This window comes from Martinezella sp. CNPSo 3890, assembly GCF_057784455.1.
This window is the reverse complement of the sequence record NZ_JBXSOR010000004.1, coordinates 331,172-351,515: the sequence shown is the minus strand read 5'-3', so window position 1 is coordinate 351,515 and position 20,344 is coordinate 331,172. Positions and strand designations below refer to the sequence as shown.

15 protein-coding genes and 1 pseudogene are annotated in these 20,344 nt (G+C 58.9%); 9 read left to right on the top strand and 7 right to left on the bottom strand.

Going from position 1 to position 20,344, the window contains the following annotated elements:
• Window positions 1-25: 25 nt before the first annotated feature.
• Together AC13RC_RS14330 and AC13RC_RS14325 are read right to left on the bottom strand one after the other, a co-directional pair.
• Complete coding sequence (locus AC13RC_RS14330; protein ID WP_488557513.1) at window positions 26-1,060, bottom strand: ABC transporter permease; 1,035 nt, start codon at window positions 1,058-1,060, stop codon at window positions 26-28.
• Window positions 1,060-2,541: a sugar ABC transporter ATP-binding protein gene (locus tag AC13RC_RS14325; protein ID WP_488557512.1), complete on the bottom strand. Its 1,482-nt coding sequence runs from the start codon at window positions 2,539-2,541 to the stop codon at window positions 1,060-1,062. The genes AC13RC_RS14330 and AC13RC_RS14325 overlap by 1 nt, the downstream gene beginning before the upstream one ends.
• Before the next feature lie 334 nt (window positions 2,542-2,875).
• On the opposite strand from AC13RC_RS14325, the gene AC13RC_RS14320 reads away from it, so the two are divergent.
• Complete coding sequence (locus tag AC13RC_RS14320) at window positions 2,876-3,025, top strand: hypothetical protein (RefSeq protein ID WP_156090748.1); 150 nt, start codon at window positions 2,876-2,878, stop codon at window positions 3,023-3,025.
• An 82-nt stretch (window positions 3,026-3,107) separates the two neighbouring features.
• Here the strand turns inward: AC13RC_RS14320 and AC13RC_RS14315 are convergent, their stop codons facing one another.
• Window positions 3,108-4,991 (bottom strand): MFS transporter, encoded by a 1,884-nt coding sequence (locus tag AC13RC_RS14315; protein WP_145318994.1) that lies wholly within the window; start codon window positions 4,989-4,991, stop codon window positions 3,108-3,110.
• A 370-nt stretch (window positions 4,992-5,361) separates the two neighbouring features.
• Window positions 5,362-6,561 carry an MFS transporter gene (locus AC13RC_RS14310; RefSeq protein WP_488557511.1) on the bottom strand — a complete coding sequence of 400 codons (1,200 nt, stop codon included), beginning with the start codon at window positions 6,559-6,561 and terminating at the stop codon, window positions 5,362-5,364.
• A 465-nt stretch (window positions 6,562-7,026) separates the two neighbouring features.
• Here AC13RC_RS14310 and AC13RC_RS14305 point away from each other — a divergent pair, with 465 nt between their 5' ends.
• The 6 genes from AC13RC_RS14305 to AC13RC_RS14280 all read left to right on the top strand — a co-directional run bounded on the left by AC13RC_RS14305 (window position 7,027) and on the right by AC13RC_RS14280 (window position 12,976).
• Window positions 7,027-8,586: a B12-binding domain-containing radical SAM protein gene (locus tag AC13RC_RS14305; RefSeq protein ID WP_488557510.1), complete on the top strand. Its 1,560-nt coding sequence runs from the start codon at window positions 7,027-7,029 to the stop codon at window positions 8,584-8,586.
• 438 nt (window positions 8,587-9,024) lie between these two features.
• Complete coding sequence (locus AC13RC_RS14300; RefSeq protein WP_488557509.1) at window positions 9,025-9,288, top strand: DUF1127 domain-containing protein; 264 nt, start codon at window positions 9,025-9,027, stop codon at window positions 9,286-9,288.
• A 357-nt stretch (window positions 9,289-9,645) separates the two neighbouring features.
• Entirely contained in the window at window positions 9,646-10,320 is a 675-nt protein-coding gene (locus AC13RC_RS14295) for a response regulator transcription factor (protein WP_162749411.1), read from the top strand.
• Window positions 10,317-11,672, top strand: coding sequence for a sensor histidine kinase (locus tag AC13RC_RS14290; protein ID WP_113329570.1), 1,356 nt, complete (start codon window positions 10,317-10,319; stop codon window positions 11,670-11,672). Before AC13RC_RS14295 ends, AC13RC_RS14290 begins: the two co-directional genes overlap by 4 nt.
• Before the next feature lie 96 nt (window positions 11,673-11,768).
• The gene (locus AC13RC_RS14285; protein ID WP_112723326.1) at window positions 11,769-12,359 is read left to right on the top strand and encodes a class I SAM-dependent methyltransferase; all 591 of its coding nucleotides are present in this window, start codon (window positions 11,769-11,771) and stop codon (window positions 12,357-12,359) included.
• A complete protein-coding gene (locus AC13RC_RS14280; protein WP_488557508.1) occupies window positions 12,356-12,976 on the top strand; it encodes a DedA family protein in 621 nt (206 codons plus the stop codon). The genes AC13RC_RS14285 and AC13RC_RS14280 overlap by 4 nt, the downstream gene beginning before the upstream one ends.
• A gap of 23 nt (window positions 12,977-12,999) precedes the next feature.
• On the opposite strand, the gene AC13RC_RS14275 is transcribed toward AC13RC_RS14280, so the two are convergent.
• Entirely contained in the window at window positions 13,000-14,031 is a 1,032-nt protein-coding gene (locus tag AC13RC_RS14275; RefSeq protein ID WP_113329572.1) for a class I SAM-dependent methyltransferase, read from the bottom strand.
• A 253-nt stretch (window positions 14,032-14,284) separates the two neighbouring features.
• On the opposite strand from AC13RC_RS14275, the gene AC13RC_RS14270 reads away from it, so the two are divergent.
• Window positions 14,285-16,228 (top strand): putative bifunctional diguanylate cyclase/phosphodiesterase, encoded by a 1,944-nt coding sequence (locus tag AC13RC_RS14270; protein ID WP_246661121.1) that lies wholly within the window; start codon window positions 14,285-14,287, stop codon window positions 16,226-16,228.
• A 34-nt stretch (window positions 16,229-16,262) separates the two neighbouring features.
• Window positions 16,263-16,649 carry an ester cyclase gene (locus AC13RC_RS14265; RefSeq protein WP_152095407.1) on the top strand — a complete coding sequence of 129 codons (387 nt, stop codon included), beginning with the start codon at window positions 16,263-16,265 and terminating at the stop codon, window positions 16,647-16,649.
• On the opposite strand, the gene AC13RC_RS14260 is transcribed toward AC13RC_RS14265, so the two are convergent.
• Window positions 16,646-17,848 carry an MFS transporter gene (locus tag AC13RC_RS14260; protein WP_488557507.1) on the bottom strand — a complete coding sequence of 401 codons (1,203 nt, stop codon included), beginning with the start codon at window positions 17,846-17,848 and terminating at the stop codon, window positions 16,646-16,648. The genes AC13RC_RS14265 and AC13RC_RS14260 overlap by 4 nt on opposite strands.
• A gap of 122 nt (window positions 17,849-17,970) precedes the next feature.
• Window positions 17,971-20,297: pseudogene (locus AC13RC_RS14255) on the bottom strand (cation:proton antiporter domain-containing protein).
• Window positions 20,298-20,344: the final 47 nt, after the last annotated feature.

Sequence of the window (20,344 nt, the reverse complement as noted above, 5' to 3'; positions counted from 1 at the left end):
TGTTGAGTTGGTATGGATGGCGGGATCACGCCTTGCTGCGGCCGATCCCGTAGGTCAGCGCAAGCGCGCCGACGAGAACGGCACCCTTGATGAAATCCTGGGTATAATAGGGTGCATTCAGCATCGTCAGGCCGTTCAGAAGCACACCGACGAAGACCGCTCCGATCGTCGTGCCAAGAACGTTGGGGCGGCGCAGGCCAAGGACGGCAAAGCCGATAAGCGAGGCCGCGACGGAGTCCATCAGCAGCGATGCGCCGGAAGAGACGTCGCCACGACCGACGCGGGCGGCAACGATAATGCCGCCGAGCGAAGCGAGAACGCCTGACAGCACATAGGCAAAGGTTTTCAGCCGGGCGATATTGGCGCCGGCGAGCCGCGTCGCGGCTTCATTGCCGCCGGTTGCGTAAAGAAGGCGACCGAGGCGCGTACGCTCGGTCAGCACGAAAAGCACGAGCGCCACGACGAGCATCAGAATGACGGGAAAGGGAATGGTGCCGAACAGGCTTGAACGTCCTATCGTCAAAAAGGTGGGATCGACTTTGCCGATCGCCTTCGTCCCATCGGGAAGGATCAATCCCACCGAGATCGAGCGTCCGGCTGTCGGGATCAGCTGTAATCCCGTGAGCAGGAACATGGTAGAGAGGGTCGCGAGGAGATCCGGCACCTTCAGCCGAACGATCAGCAGAGAATTGACGAGCCCGACGATCGCGCCGAAGGCAAGCACCAGCGGCACGGTCTCATAGACATCGAGGTTCCATACGATCATGGCGTAGCTGGCGGCCATGACACTGGAGGCGGCTACCGCGCCAACGGATAGATCGAAACCGCCGATGGCAAGCGTCACCGTCACGCCGGCACCGATGATGGCGACCACCGAAACCGCCTGCAAGATGCTCATCAGATTGTTGATGTTGATGAAGGCCGGCTGGGCGAAGCTGAAAATGATAATAAGGGCAAGGAGGAGGAGAAATACAGCGCCCCGCCGCACGAATTCCTGCGGCGATATCGCATGGTTCGTCCGCCTGATCTGTTCGGGGATTTCCACGGTGCCTTCACTCATCAGGCATATTCCTTGTTCTGCCGGCCGCCTGAGGCCGCATCAACGGCTTCTTTGAGACCATGATGTTCCATCACCAGCACCCGGTCGGCGACTTCGAGTGCCTCTTCCGGATCGGATGTGGCGATCAGCGTAGCGCGGTCGGTATGGGCGCGTATGGCCGCGATAATGTCCTGGCGGGCGCCGACATCGACCCCCTGAAAGGGCTCGTCGAGAAGCAGCAGGCGGCTTGGCTCGGCTTCCCAGCGCGCGAGCACGACCTTTTGCTGATTGCCGCCGGAAAGAGACCAGACGGACGCCTCGGGGCCGGGGGCCTTTATGCCGAGGCGCCGGATGGCCTTTTCTCCCTCACGGCTCTCGTGCCCGGAAAACAGGAAACCCGACGGATACCAGCGTTTTAGGTGCGGTAGGCTGATCGTTGCCGCAATACTCTCTCCGGGCCAGTCTGACGGCATCAAAGAAGAGCGATGCCGGTCAGCGGCAGCCATGACGACGCCACGCGCGATTGCATCCGCAGGCGAGCCGGGCTGAAATGCAATGCCGTCCAGAAGCGCCGTGCCGGAGGCAAAGCGTCCGATGCCGAAAAGGCTTGCCAGCAGCCGGCTCTTGCCGGCGCCGAGAACGCCGGTAATGGCGACGACCTCGCCGGCATGAAGCCTGAGATCGATCGGGGGGCTATCGGCAAACAACTGTATGCCCTGAAGCTCCAGTATGGTTCGGTCGAATTGTTCACGGCGATGCGGGCGAGCCGCCTTCATGGAACGGCCGATCATGGTTTCGATGGCGGCGTCGAAGTCAATCGGGCGCGAGAAGGCACCGACGTTGCGGCCGCCGCGCAGGACGACCACGCGATCGGCGAGCGCATCGAGATCGGCCGTACGATGCGAGATATAGAGAATGCCCAAGCCGCGGGCCTTCAGTCGACGGACGATATCATAAAGCCGGCTCGCCTCGCGCGCAGACAGGCTTGCGGTCGGCTCATCCAGGATCAGCAATTGCGCCTGATTGGAAAGGGCGCGCGCAATGGCGACCATCTGCCGGTCGGCAGTGCCGAGATCGCCGAAATCCCGATCGAGCGGCAAGTCGAAGCCGGCTTCAGACAGGATCGCTTCTGCCTTCCGCCGCACTGAACGCTTCGACAGAAAGAAGGGCTGGCGTCCGTCAACATATTGGTTGAGCAGCAGCGCATCCGCGACCGAAAGGCCGGCGACCCCGACGACATCGGTCGATTGATGCACGGTAACGATGCCCCGCGCTGTTGCCTCGGCCGGACTTTCGGGGCGATAATCCGCGCCGTTCCATAGGATCGTGCCTGAATCGGCGCGGTGAATGCCCGACAGGATTTTGACCAGCGTCGACTTGCCGGCGCCATTCGCTCCCATCAGTGCGACGACCTCGCCGCGATCAACGGTTAGAGACGCTGCCGACAAAGCCTGTGTCGAGCCGAAAGCAAGCGAAAGATTTTGGGCGTCCAGCAAGGTCATGGGCATGGGTTCGATGATTGTCAGCGGTACTCGTAAGCCACTGGCGATCAATTAAAAGGACGAGCCTTGCTTTGTTTATTTAATCTATAGAATAAATTTTTTCCGAACTCCGGCTCGCCTCCATCTGGAGCTCGTGGACGTGCGGCGAGACCGAGCAAGTCTTGCCGACGCCTGTCGCCAGGGAGTTTAATTTGTCTGAAATTCCGAGGGAACCGGAAAACCCTTCCTTTAATCTACTAATTTTATAGACAATATAAAATCGTTAAATATCAGCAATGGCCGCGATAACGAGGTGACCACGTCGCGCCTGCGGAAACATGCGCCAGGGGTTTTCATGGATACAGTGCTCTATCTCGCTTCTCTTGCAACGCGGCCAAGCCTTGCGGCAACCAAACGCGTCTGGTCGATCCTGCAGCATTTTCTGGCGGGCCTGATGGTCCTCTTTTCGCTTCTGGTGCTGCTCCACGCTCTTTGCGGAAGCTGAGATCTGCGCTTCGATTAAGGGTTGGCGAGACGAAGCAAAGAAAGGCCCGGCGTGCCGCATCTGAACGCCGGGCCTTATGCGGTTACTTGATGCTGTTCAGATCGACGCCCTTGGTTTCCCGAACGAAGATAAGGCCGATGATCAGAGTCATCGCAGCAATCGCGATCGGGTACCAGAGGCCGTAGTAGATATCGCCCTTGGCGGCGCTCATGGCGAAGACCGTTGCGGGCAGCAGGCCGCCGAACCAGCCGTTGCCGATATGATAGGGCAGCGACATACCTGTATAGCGGATGCGGGTCGGGAACATCTCAACCAGGATTGCGGCGATCGGGCCGTAGACCATCGTCACATAGATGACGAGGATGGTCAGGATGAGGATGGTCAGCGGCCAGTTGATGGCCGAGGGATTAGCAATCATCTTGAAGGCGCCGCCATTGGCGATGGTATAGACCGGCATCTCGGTTGCGCCGCCAGCTTGATCCGCCGTCAGAAGCTTCGCCTTGACGAGATCCGCGACCGGAGTGACCGTCTTGTCGCCCGCCCGCACGGTTGCCGCGTTGAGCCCCAGTTCGGGATTTGCGGCGATGAAGGCATCCAGCTTGGCGTCCGGTACCTTGGCGGGATCGCGCGCCAGCGGGAAACCGGCCTTCTGCAAGGCAAGGTTCATGTCATGCGTGAATGCCGCGCTCTTGGCCGCTGCACCGGCGCCAGCTGCCGTCGCATCGTAAGAGGTGATGGTCGCGTCGCCGACCTTGACCGTCGCCGGCTGCCCGGCTGCGCCTTCGACAATCGTATAGGGCACGGACGACTTCGCCAGGAAGGACGTGGCGATATCGCACGAATTGTTGAACTTGGCGGTGCCTACGGGATTGAACTGGAAGGTGCAATCGCCAGGAGCAGCCGTCACCGTCGCCCGAATGGTTTGCTCCGCTTGGGCAAGCGCCGGATTTGCGGCATTGGTCAAAGCCTTGAACAGCGGGGAATAGGTGAGGATCGCCAGTGCAAGGCCCGCCATGATGATCGGCTTGCGGCCGATCTTGTCGGAAAGCCAGCCGAAGAACACGAAGAAACCGCTGCCGATCAGAAGCGCGATCGCAATCATGATGTTGACTGATTGGCCGTCGACCTTCAGCACGTTCTGCAGGAAGAACAGGGAATAGAATTGGCCGGCATACCAGACGACTGCTTGGCCGGCGGTGAGGCCGAGCAGGGCGATCAAGGCGATCTTGGCATTCTTCCACTGGCCGAAGGCCTCGGAAAGCGGAGCTTTGGAGCCTTTGCCCTCTTCTTTCATCTTCTTAAATGCCGGCGATTCGCTGAGCGACAGCCGGATCCAGACGGAGATGGCGAGCAGAAGGCAGGAGAGCAGGAAGGGAATGCGCCAGCCCCAGGCGGCAAAGGCATCTTTCCCGAGGGCGTTCTGGACGATCAGGATAACGATCAGCGACAGGAACAGGCCGAGCGTCGCGGTCGTCTGGATCCAGGAGGTATAATAGCCGCGTTTGTTGTCGGGTGCGTGTTCGGCGACATAAGTCGCAGCACCGCCATATTCTCCGCCGAGCGCCAGACCTTGCAGCAGGCGAAGGATGATCAGGACGACGGGCGCGGCGATGCCCCAGCTCGCCGATCCGGGAAGGACGCCGACCAGGAAGGTCGAAAGACCCATGATCAGGATCGTGACGAGGAAGGTGTATTTACGCCCGACAAGATCGCCGATGCGCCCGAAGACGAGGGCGCCAAACGGCCTGACGAGGAAGCCTGCGGCAAAGGCGAGCAGGGCGAAGATATTGCGGGTTGCTTCCGGATAGTCGCTGAAGAAGGCCGTGCCGATGAAGGCGGCCAGAGAACCGTAAAGATAGAAATCGTACCATTCGAACACGGTTCCAAGGGAGGAGGCGAAGATGACCTTCTTCTCCTCCCTGGTCATGCCTCGACTCGTCGTCTCGGCCACGGACGTGGATGCCATGAATCAATCCTCCCAATTGCACCAGGGACATGGTCAAAAGACCCGTGTCATGTCCCCCATAATGACATTACGCAGGACTTTCCTGCCGATGGGCGCGGAAAGTCGCGCCAGTGGGTGCTCTCCTGATTTCCTCCCCCAGAAGATCACGCACCTGATGCAAATGTGAGTGTTGGCCAAAAATTGAAAATTGCAATGGCTGCAACCGCTGACGCTTATGGAAATCTGTGTGTAAGCATCAAGAAATACGAATATGTCCTTCCCCAGCGTGGCGGCAAGAGCTTGTCGCCGGGGAAAACGCTGCCGGGCGCGGTAAAATATGATGCACTCGGCAGGATTCGCGGAAGCGGGTCCAGGCCGCTTCCGGCCTGTCTTATGCCGCCTGGAGTTGCAGGCGGCGCATTGGCGGAAAGGCAAGCGCGATGGCGGCAGCCCCCAGCCCCACCAGGGACGAGCCGATGAAGAGCCAGGAATAATTGGCGAAGGTATCGAAGATCCAGCCGCCGATCAAAGGCCCGGCGGCCATGCCGATGCTCGAGAGCATCGATGCCGCGCCAAAGACGGTGCCGATGACGCGCGGTCCGAAATATTCGCGCGCGAGCACGGCATAAAGCGGCATGACACCGCCATAGGCGCTGCCGAAGATGACCGCCAAAGCATAGAACTCGCCGAGTTCACTGACCATCAGATAGGTAGCAAGTGCCGCCGCCTGCACGAGAAGGCCCGCAACCAGCACCGGTTTCACGCCGAGCTTGTCCGCCAGCGTCCCGTAAAGAAGACGGCCGCCAAGACCCGCAAGGCCCTCGACGCTGTAGATGCTGACGGCTGCCATTGGTCCCACACCACAGATGGTGGCGTAACTGACCATGTGGAAGATCGGCCCGGAGTGGGCTGCACAGCAGGCAAAGAAGGTCGCGCCGAGTACGAGGAATTGCGGCGAGCGGAAGATCCGGCCGAGGGGGAGGCTCTGCTCTTCCCTCTGCCCGCCCGAAGCGGTGGCTTCGGCAAGAACAGGTGCCCGCCGCACCAGCAGTGCCGCCGGTATCAGTAGAGCCCAGGCCATGATGCCGATGATGAGCATGGCGAAACGCCAATCGTAAGCGGAAATCAGGTAACGGGCGAAGGGCGATACCGTCATAGGTGCAACGCCCATGCCGGCCGAGACCAGTGACACCGCAAGACCTCTGCCCTCGTCGAACCAGGCGGTCGTTGCCGCGATCATCGGTGCGAAGAAGGCGCTGGCGGCAAGGCCGACGAGAATACCGTAGGTCAGCTGGAACTGCAGAAGCGAGCCCGCCCGGCTTGCCAGGACAAGCGCCAGCCCAAGCAGCAACGCTCCGATCACCACCACGATGCGGATGCCGAAACGATCGCTTGCGGCACCCCAGGCAAAGGCGCCGAGGCCCATCGTCAGGAAATTCAGCGTCATGGCGGCGGCGATGCCGGCATGCGACCAGCCTGTATCGGCGGCAATTGGTACCTGAAAGATCGCCAAGGAAAACATCGCGCCGAGCGCAACACAGGTCATCAGCGCGCCGGCACCGACAATCACCCAACGATAGGACGAACTCATTTTTGCAGCTCCCTTCATCCCGTTCAGCTCACGCGCGAAAGATCAGATAATATCCTTTCGCGTCATGTCTGGAATAAAGACGATTGCGTCGGGACGATTTCGACATTGCCGCCGGAAAAATTTTTATCGGCGGTGCGGGAACACGTCGAATCGGCCTGGATGAGAGGCGTTCTCGGCAACCGAAGTGGTAGAAGCTTACCCTCCCCTTGAGGGGCCTCGAAGGGAGGTGTTGTTTCGCACCCAGTGCGCCCGGTTAGAAAAACGTCCTCCTGCGGGGTGATGGCCTGGACGTCCAGCCGCCAGCATCCGGAATTTAATCTTGAGCTCATATAGGGCTGCTAAGACAGCCGCCTCGATGCTGGAAGACCCTGCTTCGCGGCTGTAAGGCCAGCGCATGCAGCTGCAAATGACATACAGGCTCAAAGCAATACCGAACCAGATTCATATCATGGAGCGGACCATTCAATGGCTCATATCGTCATCATCAATCCGCGTTTCGAAACCTCTTATTGGGGCATGGAGCACGCTCTGCCGCTGTTCGACGTGAAGGCCAACCTTCCGGTGGCCTGCCTGCCTTTGCTGGCGGCGCTGACGCCGGCCGAACATACCGTCACTCTGGTGGACGAGAATATCGAGCCGATAGACTACGGCCTTTGCGAGAAGGCCGATATCGTTGCGCTGACGGGCATGATCGTCCAGCGCTTCCGCATGACGGAAATCCTGACCGAGCTCAAACGGCGCAACTGTTTCACCGTCGTCGGCGGACCTTGGGTTACGGTCAAGGAGGATTATTTCGGCAATCTCGTCGATGTCTCCTTCATTGGCGAGGCGGAAGAGACATGGCCCAAATTCCTGGCTGAATGGCAGGAGGGTCATCATGCGCGGCGCTATGAACAGGCTGACAAGACGGATATGAGCAAGCTGCCCGTGCCGCGTTTTGATCTCCTGAAGATGGACGAATATGCTGCGGGCAGCATCCAGTTTTCGCGCGGCTGTCCCTTCACCTGCGATTTTTGCGATATCATCGTCGTTTTCGGCCGCAAGCCGCGCATCAAGACCAGTACACAGATTATTGCCGAGATGGAGGCCCTGCTCGCCTCCGGGATGGATACGGCTTTCATCGTTGACGACAATCTGATCGGCAACAAGAAGGCAATCAAGGAGGTCCTGCGGGATGTCGTTGCCTGGCAGGAGCGCCATCATTACCCGATGACGTTCCTGACGGAGGCATCGATCGATCTGGCTGACGATGCTGAATTGATGCAGCTGATGGTCGATGCCAATATCCGCGTCGTCTTCATCGGCATCGAAACTCCGAACGAGGAGGCGCTGCGCGAAACCAAGAAGCTGCAGAACCTGCGCAAGGGCGGGACGATGCTGGACAAGATCCACACGATCCAGCAGACCGGTATGGAAGTCTGGTGCGGCATGATCCTGGGCTTCGATAGTGACGATGCGACCATTTTCGATGCGCAGCGGGTCTTCATCAGGGATGCGCGCATCGTCAACGCCATGATCGGCATGCTGGCGGCGATTCCGAAGACGCCGCTTTATACGCGCCTCGCCAAGGAAGGCCGCCTCGACCACGACGATCCGCCCGCCTATGGCACCAATGTCATACCGCTCAATCTCTCGCGCGAAACCCTGCGGGATGGATATCTTTCGGTTCTAAGCGATCTGCACGAGCCGGCCGCCTATTTCGATCGGTTGGATGCGCTTTACATCGATGCGCGTATCGAACCGGAAAGTACTCGCTTACGCCACCTGCGCCGCCATCCGCTGCGCCTGCTGGCACTCAATGCGACATGGGCATTCGAAGCTGTCGGGATTTTCCTTCGGTTGATGCGCCGGGTGAAGGAGGCGGATTTGCGCGCCACTTACCGCGCGCGGCTTTTCAATCTCCTGCGGCATCGGCGCTCTCCCGTCGTGCTGCAAATCTATGCCATCAAATGCGCTATGCATTATCACGCCCATATCATGGTGCAGCAGATGCGCACCGGCGGCGGTATCGTCAATTCATTCTAACGGGCTCTGTAATTTCCGTTTGTCGTCGGGCTCGCCTTGCGGCCGCAGTCTAACATTTCGTTCGCAGACGATTATTCGACACCATCGTCACTGTTGCTTCGATGCAACATAATGTGCCGGATATTTGCAATTCGAAATTGTGGGGTTGCCGATTTGTGGATCTCGCGTATGATTACGCCATCCGCAAATCGAACAAGGAGGCGTGACATGCATAATTCACATATGTTTACCTACGTCTCCGGCGGAGTGATGTCGATCGCCATGGTGTGTGCTGCACCAACCGCGCGGCGACTCTATAATTAAAGCTCAAAAGAGCTTTATTTGCTGCCGCTTAGGCGTTTTCCCAATAAACCTATATGACTTGCCGAGGGTGTGATTTGGTGTGTCGTTGACGCATCGACTCCTGAAGCCGGTCAAGCTTCAAGAGGACCTGGTCGCGTGACTGCGCCAGAAATAGCGATGACTCATTCACAATTTATAGTTGCCGAGAGTTTGACGGCGACGGTCGATGAACTGTACCAGAAATTCGGTGCGTGGAGGACTGCACGCGCCCTGCTGTTTGTTGTCTGGAAACGGCGGCAGACTTATGAGCAGGTATACGGATTATCGAATTATCAGCTTCGGGATATCGGTCTTCCCGAGCGTGAGGAAGGGCTGGATTATCGCAGCTTGCTGGCGTTGCATGTGAGCCGCCTTAAATGAGGTGGGTTTGATGCAGATGGGCACTTTACGGCTCGTCCTTCTTGACCTCTGCTGGTTCGAGAATGGCGGTGCGGCTGCGAAATCACGACGGACGGGAAACCATTTGTATGGTGGGTTCACCGCTCCGTTCGCTGTAGCCTACCTATCAGCCGCCGCGCGGCGGATATCGCAGGGGGAGGCGATGCCTTCCCCTGTGACCTGACTGGCGTCGAAAGCCGAAACTGGCCGATATCTTTCCTACCGACAGCGTATCGGTCTGAATTCTCCAGTGAATGATGAAGTGTCGCCTGGAGAGGGTCGCAATCTTCCCGCAATCCGCTTATGCAATGCAATCCTTACATTTTTGGGGACGGTTCATTGCGGATATTGTTGCTTGAAGACGAGCCGGAAATGGCTGCGGCGCTGAGCGCTGCGTTGCAGGCTCGCGATGCCGTCGTCGATCACGTCTCGATCCTGGCCGATGCCGAAGAGGCTGCGATCAATCTCCCTTATGATGTCATTCTCCTCGATCGGCAGGTTCCGGATGGCGATGGCTTGTCGATCATTCCGAAGCTGCGCGCGGCCGGCATCGATACGCCCGTTATCGTGTTGACGGCACGCGGCGATCTCGACGACCGTATTGGCGGCCTTGATACCGGCGCCGACGATTATCTCGTCAAGCCTTTTGCCATGGAGGAGCTTCTGGCGCGACTGCGCGCCATCCTGAGGCGCCCCGGCGAACTGCGGAGCGAGGTGATGAATTTCGGCAGGCTATCTTATGACTTCGGCTGTCATGACATCCTGATCGAGGGTGAACGGCTCGAATTGCCCCGCCGGGAAGTTCTGGTCTTTGAGGCGCTTGCGCGTCGGCTTGGTCGCACGGTATCGCGCCACGCTCTGGAGGAGGCTGTCTATGGGTTCAGCGAAGATATCCAGTCAAACACCCTGGATGCGCATATCTCCCGTCTTCGCCGCAAGCTTGCCTCGGTGGAGTCCGGGCTGGAGATTCATCCTGTTCGCGGCATTGGCTATCTGATGAGAGTGAAATCATGAGCGGAGGCCAGCCTTCCTTGCGATGGCGTCTCGTATCGCGCCTATCATTCCTGCAAGCGATCTTCCTGTCGCTGCTTGCGGTGCTCATCGTGGCTGCTCTTTGGGCGACCGGCAGTTTCATCTCTCTTCAGCCGGAAGATGAGACCATCGATGCCATCTCCCGGTCCCTTGGGCGCGATCAGAATGGTGCCCTTATGCTGAAGGAGACGGCAGCGCTTTTGGCGCGGCGTGGGGATCTGCCGGGTCTCTGGTTCGTCGTTCGCGATCGCAGCGGCGCCACGATCAAGGACGGAAACGTACCCGCGGCCTATGCCGCGATCGGCGCTGCGCTCGACGGTGTCGGACAAGCCCGTTTCGGCGGCAATCTCGGCGGCAGCACCGTACCTGCCGCCCGGTTGCAATGGGTCTCGTCTCCGGCCGGTGAGGTCCAGGTTCTGACAGGTATGGACGGCAGCGTGTCGACGATCCGTGTCCTTGGCGCGGTGGGCATTGTCTTCTTCAGCGCTCTTCTGCCGCTGCTCATCGTAACGGCGATCGCAACGGTGATTGCCGCGCCACTCGTGATTCGCCGCGCTTTTTCTTCGCTTGATTCCGCCGTTGCCCGCGCCGGGCAGATCGATATCAATCGCCAGGGGATGCGGCTACCGATCGATGATGTTCCGCGCGAGATCCTGCCGCTTGTCGAAGCCGTCAATGACGCGCTGAGCCGGCTGGACGACGGCTATGAGCGGCAGAAGCGTCTGTTTTCCCATCTTGCGCATGAGTGGCGGACGCCGGTCGCGATCCTGCAGGCACGTCTCGATGGTCTGCCGGCAGGCCCTTTGAAGGAGCGGCTGTTTGAGGATACGGTGCGCCTTGCGACGCTTGCCGAGCAGTTCCTCGATCTTCAGCGCCTCAATCATCGCTTCGAGCCAACTTCAGTTGATCTCGTACAGGTCGCCGAACACGTCGTTTCGGAGCTGGCACCGCTTGCAATCGCTGCCAATTACGAACCTTGTTTCATCAAGGACGAGGAGGTTGTGGAGGTTCTCGGTGATCGCATGGCCATCGAGCGGGCCGTCACCAACCTCGTGCAGAATGCGATCCAGCATGGCGGCCGCCGCGGCAGGATCACCGTCCATGTCGGCCGTGCCACCGGCATTACCGTAAGCGACGAAGGAAACGGTGTCCCGCAGGAGGAGCGGGACCGCATCTTCGAACCGTTTCACCGCCTCCAGGGACGCAGCAAAGGTTTCGGCCTCGGGCTGAACCTCGTTCAGGAGATTGCGAGGCTCCATGGCGGAAAGGTTTGCGTCATCGACGGACCGACGGGTGGTGCGTCTTTCAGATTGAGCTTTCCGATGGCCGGATAGCCTATCGGCTCCCGATGCAATGTTCTCGCAATCGGCTCCTTCTAGGAAAAGCCTGCTGCGCAGGCGAATCTCTTGAGCCCCTACTGGCGGGAACATATGTCAAACACATCACTATTCTTGCGAACTCTGCTGACCAATCCGCGCATGGTGGGAGCGATCGCCCCCTCCGGCCCGGTCCTAGCCAATCTGATTACAAGCGAAATTGGTCCTTCGGCGGGACCGATCCTCGAGCTCGGTCCGGGCACGGGAGTATTCACACGAGCCCTACTCGCACGCGGCATATGCGAAAGCGATATTACGCTGATTGAATCCGCTGATAGTTTTGCCAGTCTGCTGCGACAGCGGTTTCCTGATGCCCGCGTCATCTGCGCCGATGCTGCGCGGCTTGATGCCTATGACTTGCCTGAAGGAGAGCTGTTCGGCTGTGCGATCAGCGGGTTGCCGCTACTTAACATGTCGCCGAAGACGGTCATTGCCATTCTTGCTGCGGTATCAGCGAGGCTGCGTGAGGGCGGGGCACTCTATCAGTTCACCTATGGCCTGCGCTGTCCGATACCGCATCGCCTGCTCGACCGGTATGGCTTCAAGGCAACGCTGCAGGGCCAGGTGCTGCGCAACTTTCCGCCTGCTAGGGTCTATAAGATCGTCCGGCGCAGGCCGATAAAATCTCCGGCTGCCGCCACATGAGTGACTCCTCCTATATGTTGGATGTTCTGCCCGATCTGGCGGCGTGGGGACTGTTCGGCCTTGCATTGTGTTCCGCGATCGAGAAGCTTGTCCCCATCCTACCGTCGATCGCCCTATTCTTGATGCTGGGCATGCTGGGTGTCGCCAACCCGGTCGATCTGCCTGCAGTGATCGCCGTTACCGCCGCCGGTTCAACGGCAGGCTCGCTGTTCTGGTATGGAATAGGCCGTTGGCTGGGACCTGCGCGTGGCGACCTCTTCGTGCTGAGGATGACCCGGCGTCTGGATATCAAAGAAGAGTGGTATCTGCGCCTGAAACGCAATTATCATGGTCATGCCATACGGGCCACGCTCTTCGGTCAGCTTGTGCCTATCGTTCGCGCCTATATGGCATTGCCGGCAGGTGTGCTTGCCATCCCGGCGCCAGGCTTTGCCATCGCGACATTCTGCGGCGCTTTGATTTGGAATACGCCGTTTCTGGTATCGGGTTATTTGCTGCGTCAACAAATACTGGCGCCAGATGCAGCAGCACCTGCCGCCGTCGCAGCAATCATCTTGGTCAATCTTCTGCTGCTTGCGCTGCTGCGATTTTACCGGCCAAGCCGCAACGCGGCTTAGCCGGTCATCACGCTTACCGTCGGCTATACGGTCAGAACCGCGTATATGACGCCACCGTTTTCGCCGCGTGTAAGGGAAACATCAGCGATCGGGTGCTTGACCTTGTCGATGATCGACTGGACATCCTCGTCCGTTCGCCAGATCAGCGGCCAATTCATGAAGGTCTCCATATAACCTTCGACACCGATATCCTTGGCGAAGTTTGCGAGCAGGAATTTGCCGCCGGGCTTCAGCATTTGCAGGCAGCGTTCCGTCAGACGCACGGCTACGCTTTCGGCCAGATAATCGTAAAGGCCGGCTGCATAGATGAAGTCGAACGTGCCGAGCTTCTGCGCGCGTCCCAAAATGGTGCGAACGGAGCCGTTGATCGCTTCTATACAGGTGCCATGGAAGGTCGAGCTCACCGCCCCGACACTGACCGGGTCCTGATCAAGCGCGACCCAGCGCTTGAGCCTGCCGCTCTGCAGAGCCTTTGAGAGCTCCGCTTCGCGAAGATGGCCGGCCGCGATTGCCAGGACTTCGGCGCCATCCGTCGCCTCCGCCACTGCATCGACGTGGGCTGCCAGGATCTCGCGCCTTTCTCGCACGGCGACGGCGGATGGTGCGCGCCGGGTGAAATCGTAAACTTCTGCGCCCAGCGCCGAAGCTTCCGCCACCTGTGCGGCAACGGCCGGATGTTCATAGATGAAATCCAGCAGATAGGCATCGCCGCTGTAGCCGCGCGGCTTTTCGAAGGACCATCGTGTCAGAGGGTCCTGCAACAGGTAGGACGACACGGGATGTCCCTGCGCCACCGAGGCAAGATGTGCCCAGGTCAGGGGTGTCGTCTTGTTTTTCAGCGCCTGCAGACGCTCCGTCAAGGCTTGCATGGTGCCTGGAACGGGCGCGTTTGCTTCGAACGCCTGCTGCGTGAGGGAGAGAATGAGGGCGAGTTCGGCCTCGCCCTCCTTTATTTGGTCGGTTGCAATGTTGTTACCGGACGATCTCGTATGTTCCGAGATGGACTGGGAGGTAACGAGGCTGAAGCCATCAAGAGCGGTTTGAAATTGTTTCAATTTTAAATCATTCCGTGAACACTACGCAAACCATATCTCATATAAAAATTGAGCGCTATGGTTTTGTTAATGTCGCTGCGGCAACGCTGTCGTTATCAAACGGATCAAATTAGCCGCCGTGGTGAAGCGGGCGATTTGTTCATTCGAGCGACGCAAAGGTAACGCGGTGGACATGAGGTCTCGGCTAACTCGGGTGATGATGAGCATGCGTCGATTGTCGGGAAACAGCGATCTTGGTCAGAGCGAGGCTCGCATGACTAACCGCCCCGATGAGCTGCGCGGGCTCTACAAAGCCTATAGCAACGACGCGCGGCGCGTTTTGGCTCGCAGCGGTCTGTGGCTTGCCGTGCCCGTTTATATCCTCTTCCTGGTCACGGATCTGGTCTTCATTCCCGACGTCTCGCACGTGACGATCCCTGCGCGGTTTCTGATTGGGGGCTTTTCGCTTTTGATCCTGGAAATGCAGTTTTCGCGGCAACGTCGTGCCGGCGAGCTTGAGGCGACATGTGCTGCGGCCGTCGTTCTTGGATATGTCGTGTGGCTGCTGCCGGCATTGCAGACGGCCAATGCCGAGGCATTCTCCTATTATGCCGCCTTCGGCGCCATCTTCATGATGGGCGTTAACCTGTTCTTCAGCCTTGAGTTCGGCCTGGCACTGATGTCGTCAGGGCTGATCTTCGCCTTTTTCCTGCTGTCGCTGACGGAATTTCACTATAGCGCCGCCTACTGTCTGGCCTTCACCACCTTCTATCTCTGCTGCTTCGTGTTCACCTCTTATGTGAACTGGAAACTGAACAAGGAGCGTTTCAACGTCTTTCTCAATGCCAGGGAAGCGGAGCTGCAGCAGCGCCAGGCGACCGAACGCGGCGAGGCGCTTCTGCGGCTTTCGATCACGGATTCCCTGACCGGGATGGAGAACAGAAGAGCCGCGGATATAAGGCTGAAACAATTTTGGGATCGCTGGCGCGAGAAGGGCGCAGCATTCGCCATCCTGCTGGTCGATGTGGACTTCTTTAAGAAGTATAATGATTATTACGGCCATCAGGAGGGGGATCACTGCCTTGTGACGGTTGCCAATGCGCTGTCGAACATCGTTGCTCCACTCGGGGCAACGGTCGGACGTTACGGCGGCGAGGAATTCATCGTTATCCTCGATCTGGAGAGCAGTTCGGATGCGCTGGCTCTGGCGGATGCCATTTGTCAGGGGATAGAGGCTCTCGATATCGTCCATGCACAACGTCTGGACGGCTTCCGGCATGTCACGGTAAGTGTTGGAGCGACCATTACGAGAGACGTCGCCGGCGCGAAGCTGGAGAACGTGATCAACGAGGCAGACCGTGCGCTGTATTCGGCAAAGGCGAGCGGCCGCAATTGCGCACGGATCTTCGATCCGAACGAGCTGCCGGGCGGCGATGCGAGCGAGAATATCGCGGCCATTTTGAAGATCGCCATCCAGCAGAACCTCGTCTCGCTGGTCTATCAGCCGATCCAATATCTCCAGACTGGAGAAATCGGTGCCTATGAAGCTCTGATGCGCCTGCAGTTGCTCGACGGATCGAATGCTTCTCCGGCCGTCTTTATCCCGATAGCGGAACGCACCGGCGCCATCATGGAACTCGGCTATTGGGCGATCAGAAGGGCCTGCTGTGATTTGCTTACCCGCGACATTGTCGACACGGTCAGCATAAACGTCTCCCCGATCCAGCTGCGGGCTCCGGGTTTCGCCGCGCAGGTGGCCGCTATTCTGGCGGAAACGGGCGTTTCGGGTCACAGGGTGGCGTTCGAGATCACCGAGGGCGTCGATATGGAGATACGCCCCGATGTCCTCGACAGCATTCAGGATCTGAAGAAGCTCGGCATCAAATTCTGGCTGGATGATTTCGGCACAGGTTTTGCCGGATTATCATGGCTGCGGCTGATGGAGTTCGAAACCGTCAAGATCGACAAATCCTTCCTGCACGACGCGGCAAGCAACGACGGTGCGAAGATCCTTCTCGAGGACATCATCGGTCTGGTGCGCAATCGCGGCCATCGCATCTTGGTCGAGGGCGTGGAGGACGAGGAGCAACTCAATCTCGTCAAATCCTTTGGCATCGATGCCGTTCAGGGATACCATATCGGCCGTCCTGCACCGGCGCTCAAGCATCCGATTACGATGATGCATACGAGTCGCCGCCGTCTGCAGGCATCGGCCTGAAGCGCAGGCTGCCTCCAGGGCGTGGGTGATGAGAATGGCAAGCGTCGATCTGTCCGAGGTCTACCGAGGCTATATTGCCTGCCTGAACAAGCAGGATTGGTCGAATCTGGGTAAATTCGTCCATGAAGACGTGCATTACAATGACGCCTACATTGGACTATCAGGCTATCGGCAAATGCTCGAAGGCGATTTTCGCGCCATTCCCGATCTTCATTTCGATATCACTCTACTGATCTGCGAACCGCCACGCGTCGCAAGCCGCCTGCAATTTGATTGTAGGCCGACGGGAATGCTGTTCGGTATGGCGGTGAATGGCAGAAGGGTGCAGTTTGCCGAGAATGTCTTCTATGAGTTTCTGGACGGGCGGATCCGGAACGTCTGGTCTGTCATCGACAAGGCTGCAATCGCAGCTCAGCTCTAGGACTTCTTCCCGAGGCGCAACGCGATAAACCCTGCTGCGAATGCGGCGAGGCCGCTTGCGATAATCGGGCCGGAATAGCTGCCGGTATGATCGAAAATAAAGCCTGCTGCAGTTGGCCCGATCAGGGCTGCCACACCCACGGCCGAATAGAGATACCCGATAACTGCACCAATCTGGCGCGTGCCGAACAGATCGGCGGCGACAGCCGGATAAAGGCCGACGCACCCGCCATAGCTCATGCCGAAGATCAATGCGAACAAGATCAGCTGGATCATGCCTGATGCCGACGCCCATATGGCAAAGGAGGCCGCGACTGCAAGGGTGAGCGATGCCAGCAGTTGCCGGCGGCCGAAGCGATCTCCCAGGCCTGCCAGAAAGAAGCGGCCGATGACGCTGCCGACACCGATAACGCTGACAAGGGCGGTTCCGTCCTGAATGGAAAGCCCCATGTCGCGGGCGGCGGCGACGATATGAACATAGGGGATGAAGGTGCACAGAGAGGACAGGAGAAGCACGATATAGAAAAGCCAGAACCGTCCGTCGCGCCATACAGCGGGGAGCTTGGGATTGCCGGCGTGCGCCGGGAACGAGATCGTACCGTCACGGCGCTTGCGGACAAGCAGAGCCGCCGGTACGCCAAAAACGGCGAAGATGCAGGCAAGCGCAAGGAAACACCCTCGCCAGCCGATGAAGGGAAGAGCCTGGCCGATGGCGAAGGGCAGGATCAAGGTCCCAAGCCCAATCCCGGCCGTCGCGACGCCCGACGCCTGGCTTCGTTTATGGATGAACCAGGATTGCACCGCTCCGATCGCCGGAACGTATGATAGGCCGATCCCAAATCCGACGCCGAAGCCATACCAGATGTAAAGTGCGGTCAGGGATCCGGCACGACTGGCGCCGATATAGCCAATGATCATTGCTCCCAGTCCCAGAAGAACCAGGCTGCGCGACGACCATCTGTCGGCGAGAGGCCCGGCAATCGCGCCGAGCGAGTAGAAGAGAAATGCGGAAATGGAAAAGACGAGGGCGACCTCGCCGCGCGACGCATTGAACTCCGCAGCAAGCCCCGGCAAAGTGGCGGAGAAGGAGTAGGCGGCTCCGAACGTCACGGTCGTCAGCACATGGGTGGCGGCGACGACCTTCCATCCATCCCGCGTATCGGCTTCTTCATGGTCGCGCGAAAGGATAAGGTCGGACATATCGGGCTCTGCAAAAGATCGTGCTGCCGGTCAATATGCTTCACGGGGCTACGTTCGAGAAATGAATAGTGCTGATGGCGCCTATTGATTCTCTTGATCCATCCCACCGTTGACGGACAGGGCTATTCGCGAATTGCCTGCGAGGCGGCCAGGTCGGTTTCAATGAAGACGCATGATCTGTCTGCCGTTTGCAGCAGTGTGTCTGCCACGCTGCCATAGGAGAGGCTGCCACTGGCTCGCTTGCTCACGCCGAGCACGATCAGATTATATTTGCCGCTTCGGGCGTGCCGCAGGATCGAGAGCTCCGGTGACGGTCCTTGCTGAACCACCTTCTCGATCTCGACGCCATAGTACTCCGCGATCGCGCCGACCTTGTTGAGAACGTCCCATTGGTCATTGCCTCGGTCGCTGATGCGCGGAATGGCTCTGACCTGTCGCGGTTCAACGATCCGCAGCAGGGCGCAATGGGCTCCCGCCGCCTTCGCAATCGCAAGCCCGAATTCGGCTGCCCGGACGGAGCGTTCGGTGCCGCTGACCGGCAGCAGGATTCTCAAGTCCTGGGGACGTTCGGGGAGCATACCGCGTGCTGTTACGATAGCTGACGTTCCCTGGAAGGCAGAGGTCATGATTTGCAGGGCCGTGCTGAAGCGCCCGTCTTCGCCCATGGTCGGTTCGATGCCCATGAAGAGGAGATCGTGGCCGGTACCCGAGACATCTTCGAGCATGGTTTCCAGCGTGTCGTTCTTCTCCCAGACCGTAACATGGATATCGCTTTCGCTGGCTAGATCCTGCTTCGGGGAAGCCGACGCGAGTAAATCGGTCGCGCATTGTCTCAAATCGTCAGCGACGGCTCGACCTTGCGGCGCCGCAACTGTCGTCGCTCTATCATTTGGATCGTGTATTGCGTCGCTTGGTTCCCTGATATCCAGGACGGTGACAGGCATCTTGCGCGTCACGGCGAAGAAGGCGGCGATCCACGTGGCGAGGCGGCTGCTTTGCGAGCCATCCACGGTCAGCAGGATGCGTTCGAAATTTCCGAGGAAGCTTTCGCTTTCAAATTCTTCACGTTCGAGCCGGTCACGCTCCTCTTCGCGCAACGGCAGGCGGGCAAGCGCCCAGCGAAGCGTTGGCGGCATCGCCATCGTGGTGATGACGGCCATGGCGACGATGATGGAGAAGAGTTTTTCGTCCAATACGCCGACGGACAGGCCTATGGTCGCGACGATGACTTCCGTCGATCCCCTGGCGTTCATTCCACAGCCGAGCGCCAGAGCTTCGGATGCCGAATAGCCGCCAAACTTGGCGGCGGCAAAAGCGCCTCCGAACTTGCCGATGCTCGCTATGATGACGATGGCGGCCGTCAGCAGCAAGATGGAGGGATCGGCAAGCACGGTAAGATCGGTCTGCAGGCCGGTCAGCCCGAAGAAGACTGGCATGAACAGCGCTGTCGTCAAACCGCGAAGCTGGACGTCGATCTGTCGGGTGAGGATCGGCGATTCACCGACGAGATGCCGGCGACGAAGGCGCCGAGCACGGTATGGACGCCGATGAGATTGGTGATGATGGCCATCCCGCCCATGATCGCAACGATGGCGCTGAGCACGGGCAGATCGCTGCGAAAATTATCGTTGGTCCAGCGGATGATCTCGAACACGATCCGCCGTCCTACAGTGAAGCTCACGGCCATGAAGGCCAGTGTGCCGATGACGCTGGTCGCCAGTGTCATGAGATCGACTGTCCCTTTTTCCGCAAGACCAAAGGTTATGGCGATGATGACCCACCCAACCGTATCATCGATAATGGCCGAAGCGACGATCAGCTGACCGATGTTCCGGCGCATGAAATCCATTTCGCGGACGACGGAGGCGACGATCTTCACGGAAGAAATGGAAAGCGCGGTACCAAGAAAAAGTGATGTGACCAGCCGCTTTTCGGGATCGGGAAGAAAGGCGTCCGGGATGAGCTCCCCGAGTGCAAAGCCGGCCGCAAAGGGAATCACGATGCCCGTCAACGAAACGCCGGCCGCCGATTTGCGCAGGCGTTTCGCAAGACCGAGATCGGTCTCCATGCCTGCGAGCAGCAGGAGAAAGAGAATGCCGAGCTGGCCGATCGCATCGGTCATGCTCTTTTGTGCGCCCTCCGAAGGAAAAAGGCTCGCCTGTATATGGGGGAAGATCAAGCCGAAAAGGGAGGGGCCGAGAATGATACCGGCAATGATCTGACCCATGATCGATGGCTGGCCGATGCGCACCATCAATTCGCCGAGCAATCTGCCCGATACGACAAGCAGAATGATCTGGACCAGGAACAGCCCTTCCGAAGGGTGGCTGGCCTTCTGCCCCTCGGCAGCGAAGGCGGAGTGCGCAATCGACAGCGACAGGGTGATGGCAATGAGAATGATAACGGCGTTTGACGGAGATGCTTTTAAGACATTCTGGCGTGATGGCATGGACTGATCCCACTGAGCAGCAGGAAAAACGCGCCAAAACCTTTGCC

Coding starts and splice junctions, on each gene's coding strand:
- AC13RC_RS14285 (WP_112723326.1), top strand. CDS start 11,769: ATGTCAAACACATCACTATTCTTGCGAACTCTGCTGACCAATCCGCGC.
- AC13RC_RS14305 (WP_488557510.1), top strand. CDS start 7,027: ATGGCTCATATCGTCATCATCAATCCGCGTTTCGAAACCTCTTATTGG.
- AC13RC_RS14315 (WP_145318994.1), bottom strand. CDS start 4,991: ATGGCATCCACGTCCGTGGCCGAGACGACGAGTCGAGGCATGACCAGG.
- AC13RC_RS14320 (WP_156090748.1), top strand. CDS start 2,876: ATGGATACAGTGCTCTATCTCGCTTCTCTTGCAACGCGGCCAAGCCTT.
- AC13RC_RS14290 (WP_113329570.1), top strand. CDS start 10,317: ATGAGCGGAGGCCAGCCTTCCTTGCGATGGCGTCTCGTATCGCGCCTA.
- AC13RC_RS14270 (WP_246661121.1), top strand. CDS start 14,285: ATGACTAACCGCCCCGATGAGCTGCGCGGGCTCTACAAAGCCTATAGC.
- AC13RC_RS14330 (WP_488557513.1), bottom strand. CDS start 1,060: ATGAGTGAAGGCACCGTGGAAATCCCCGAACAGATCAGGCGGACGAAC.
- AC13RC_RS14260 (WP_488557507.1), bottom strand. CDS start 17,848: ATGTCCGACCTTATCCTTTCGCGCGACCATGAAGAAGCCGATACGCGG.
- AC13RC_RS14280 (WP_488557508.1), top strand. CDS start 12,356: ATGAGTGACTCCTCCTATATGTTGGATGTTCTGCCCGATCTGGCGGCG.
- AC13RC_RS14265 (WP_152095407.1), top strand. CDS start 16,263: ATGGCAAGCGTCGATCTGTCCGAGGTCTACCGAGGCTATATTGCCTGC.
- AC13RC_RS14310 (WP_488557511.1), bottom strand. CDS start 6,561: ATGAGTTCGTCCTATCGTTGGGTGATTGTCGGTGCCGGCGCGCTGATG.
- AC13RC_RS14325 (WP_488557512.1), bottom strand. CDS start 2,541: ATGACCTTGCTGGACGCCCAAAATCTTTCGCTTGCTTTCGGCTCGACA.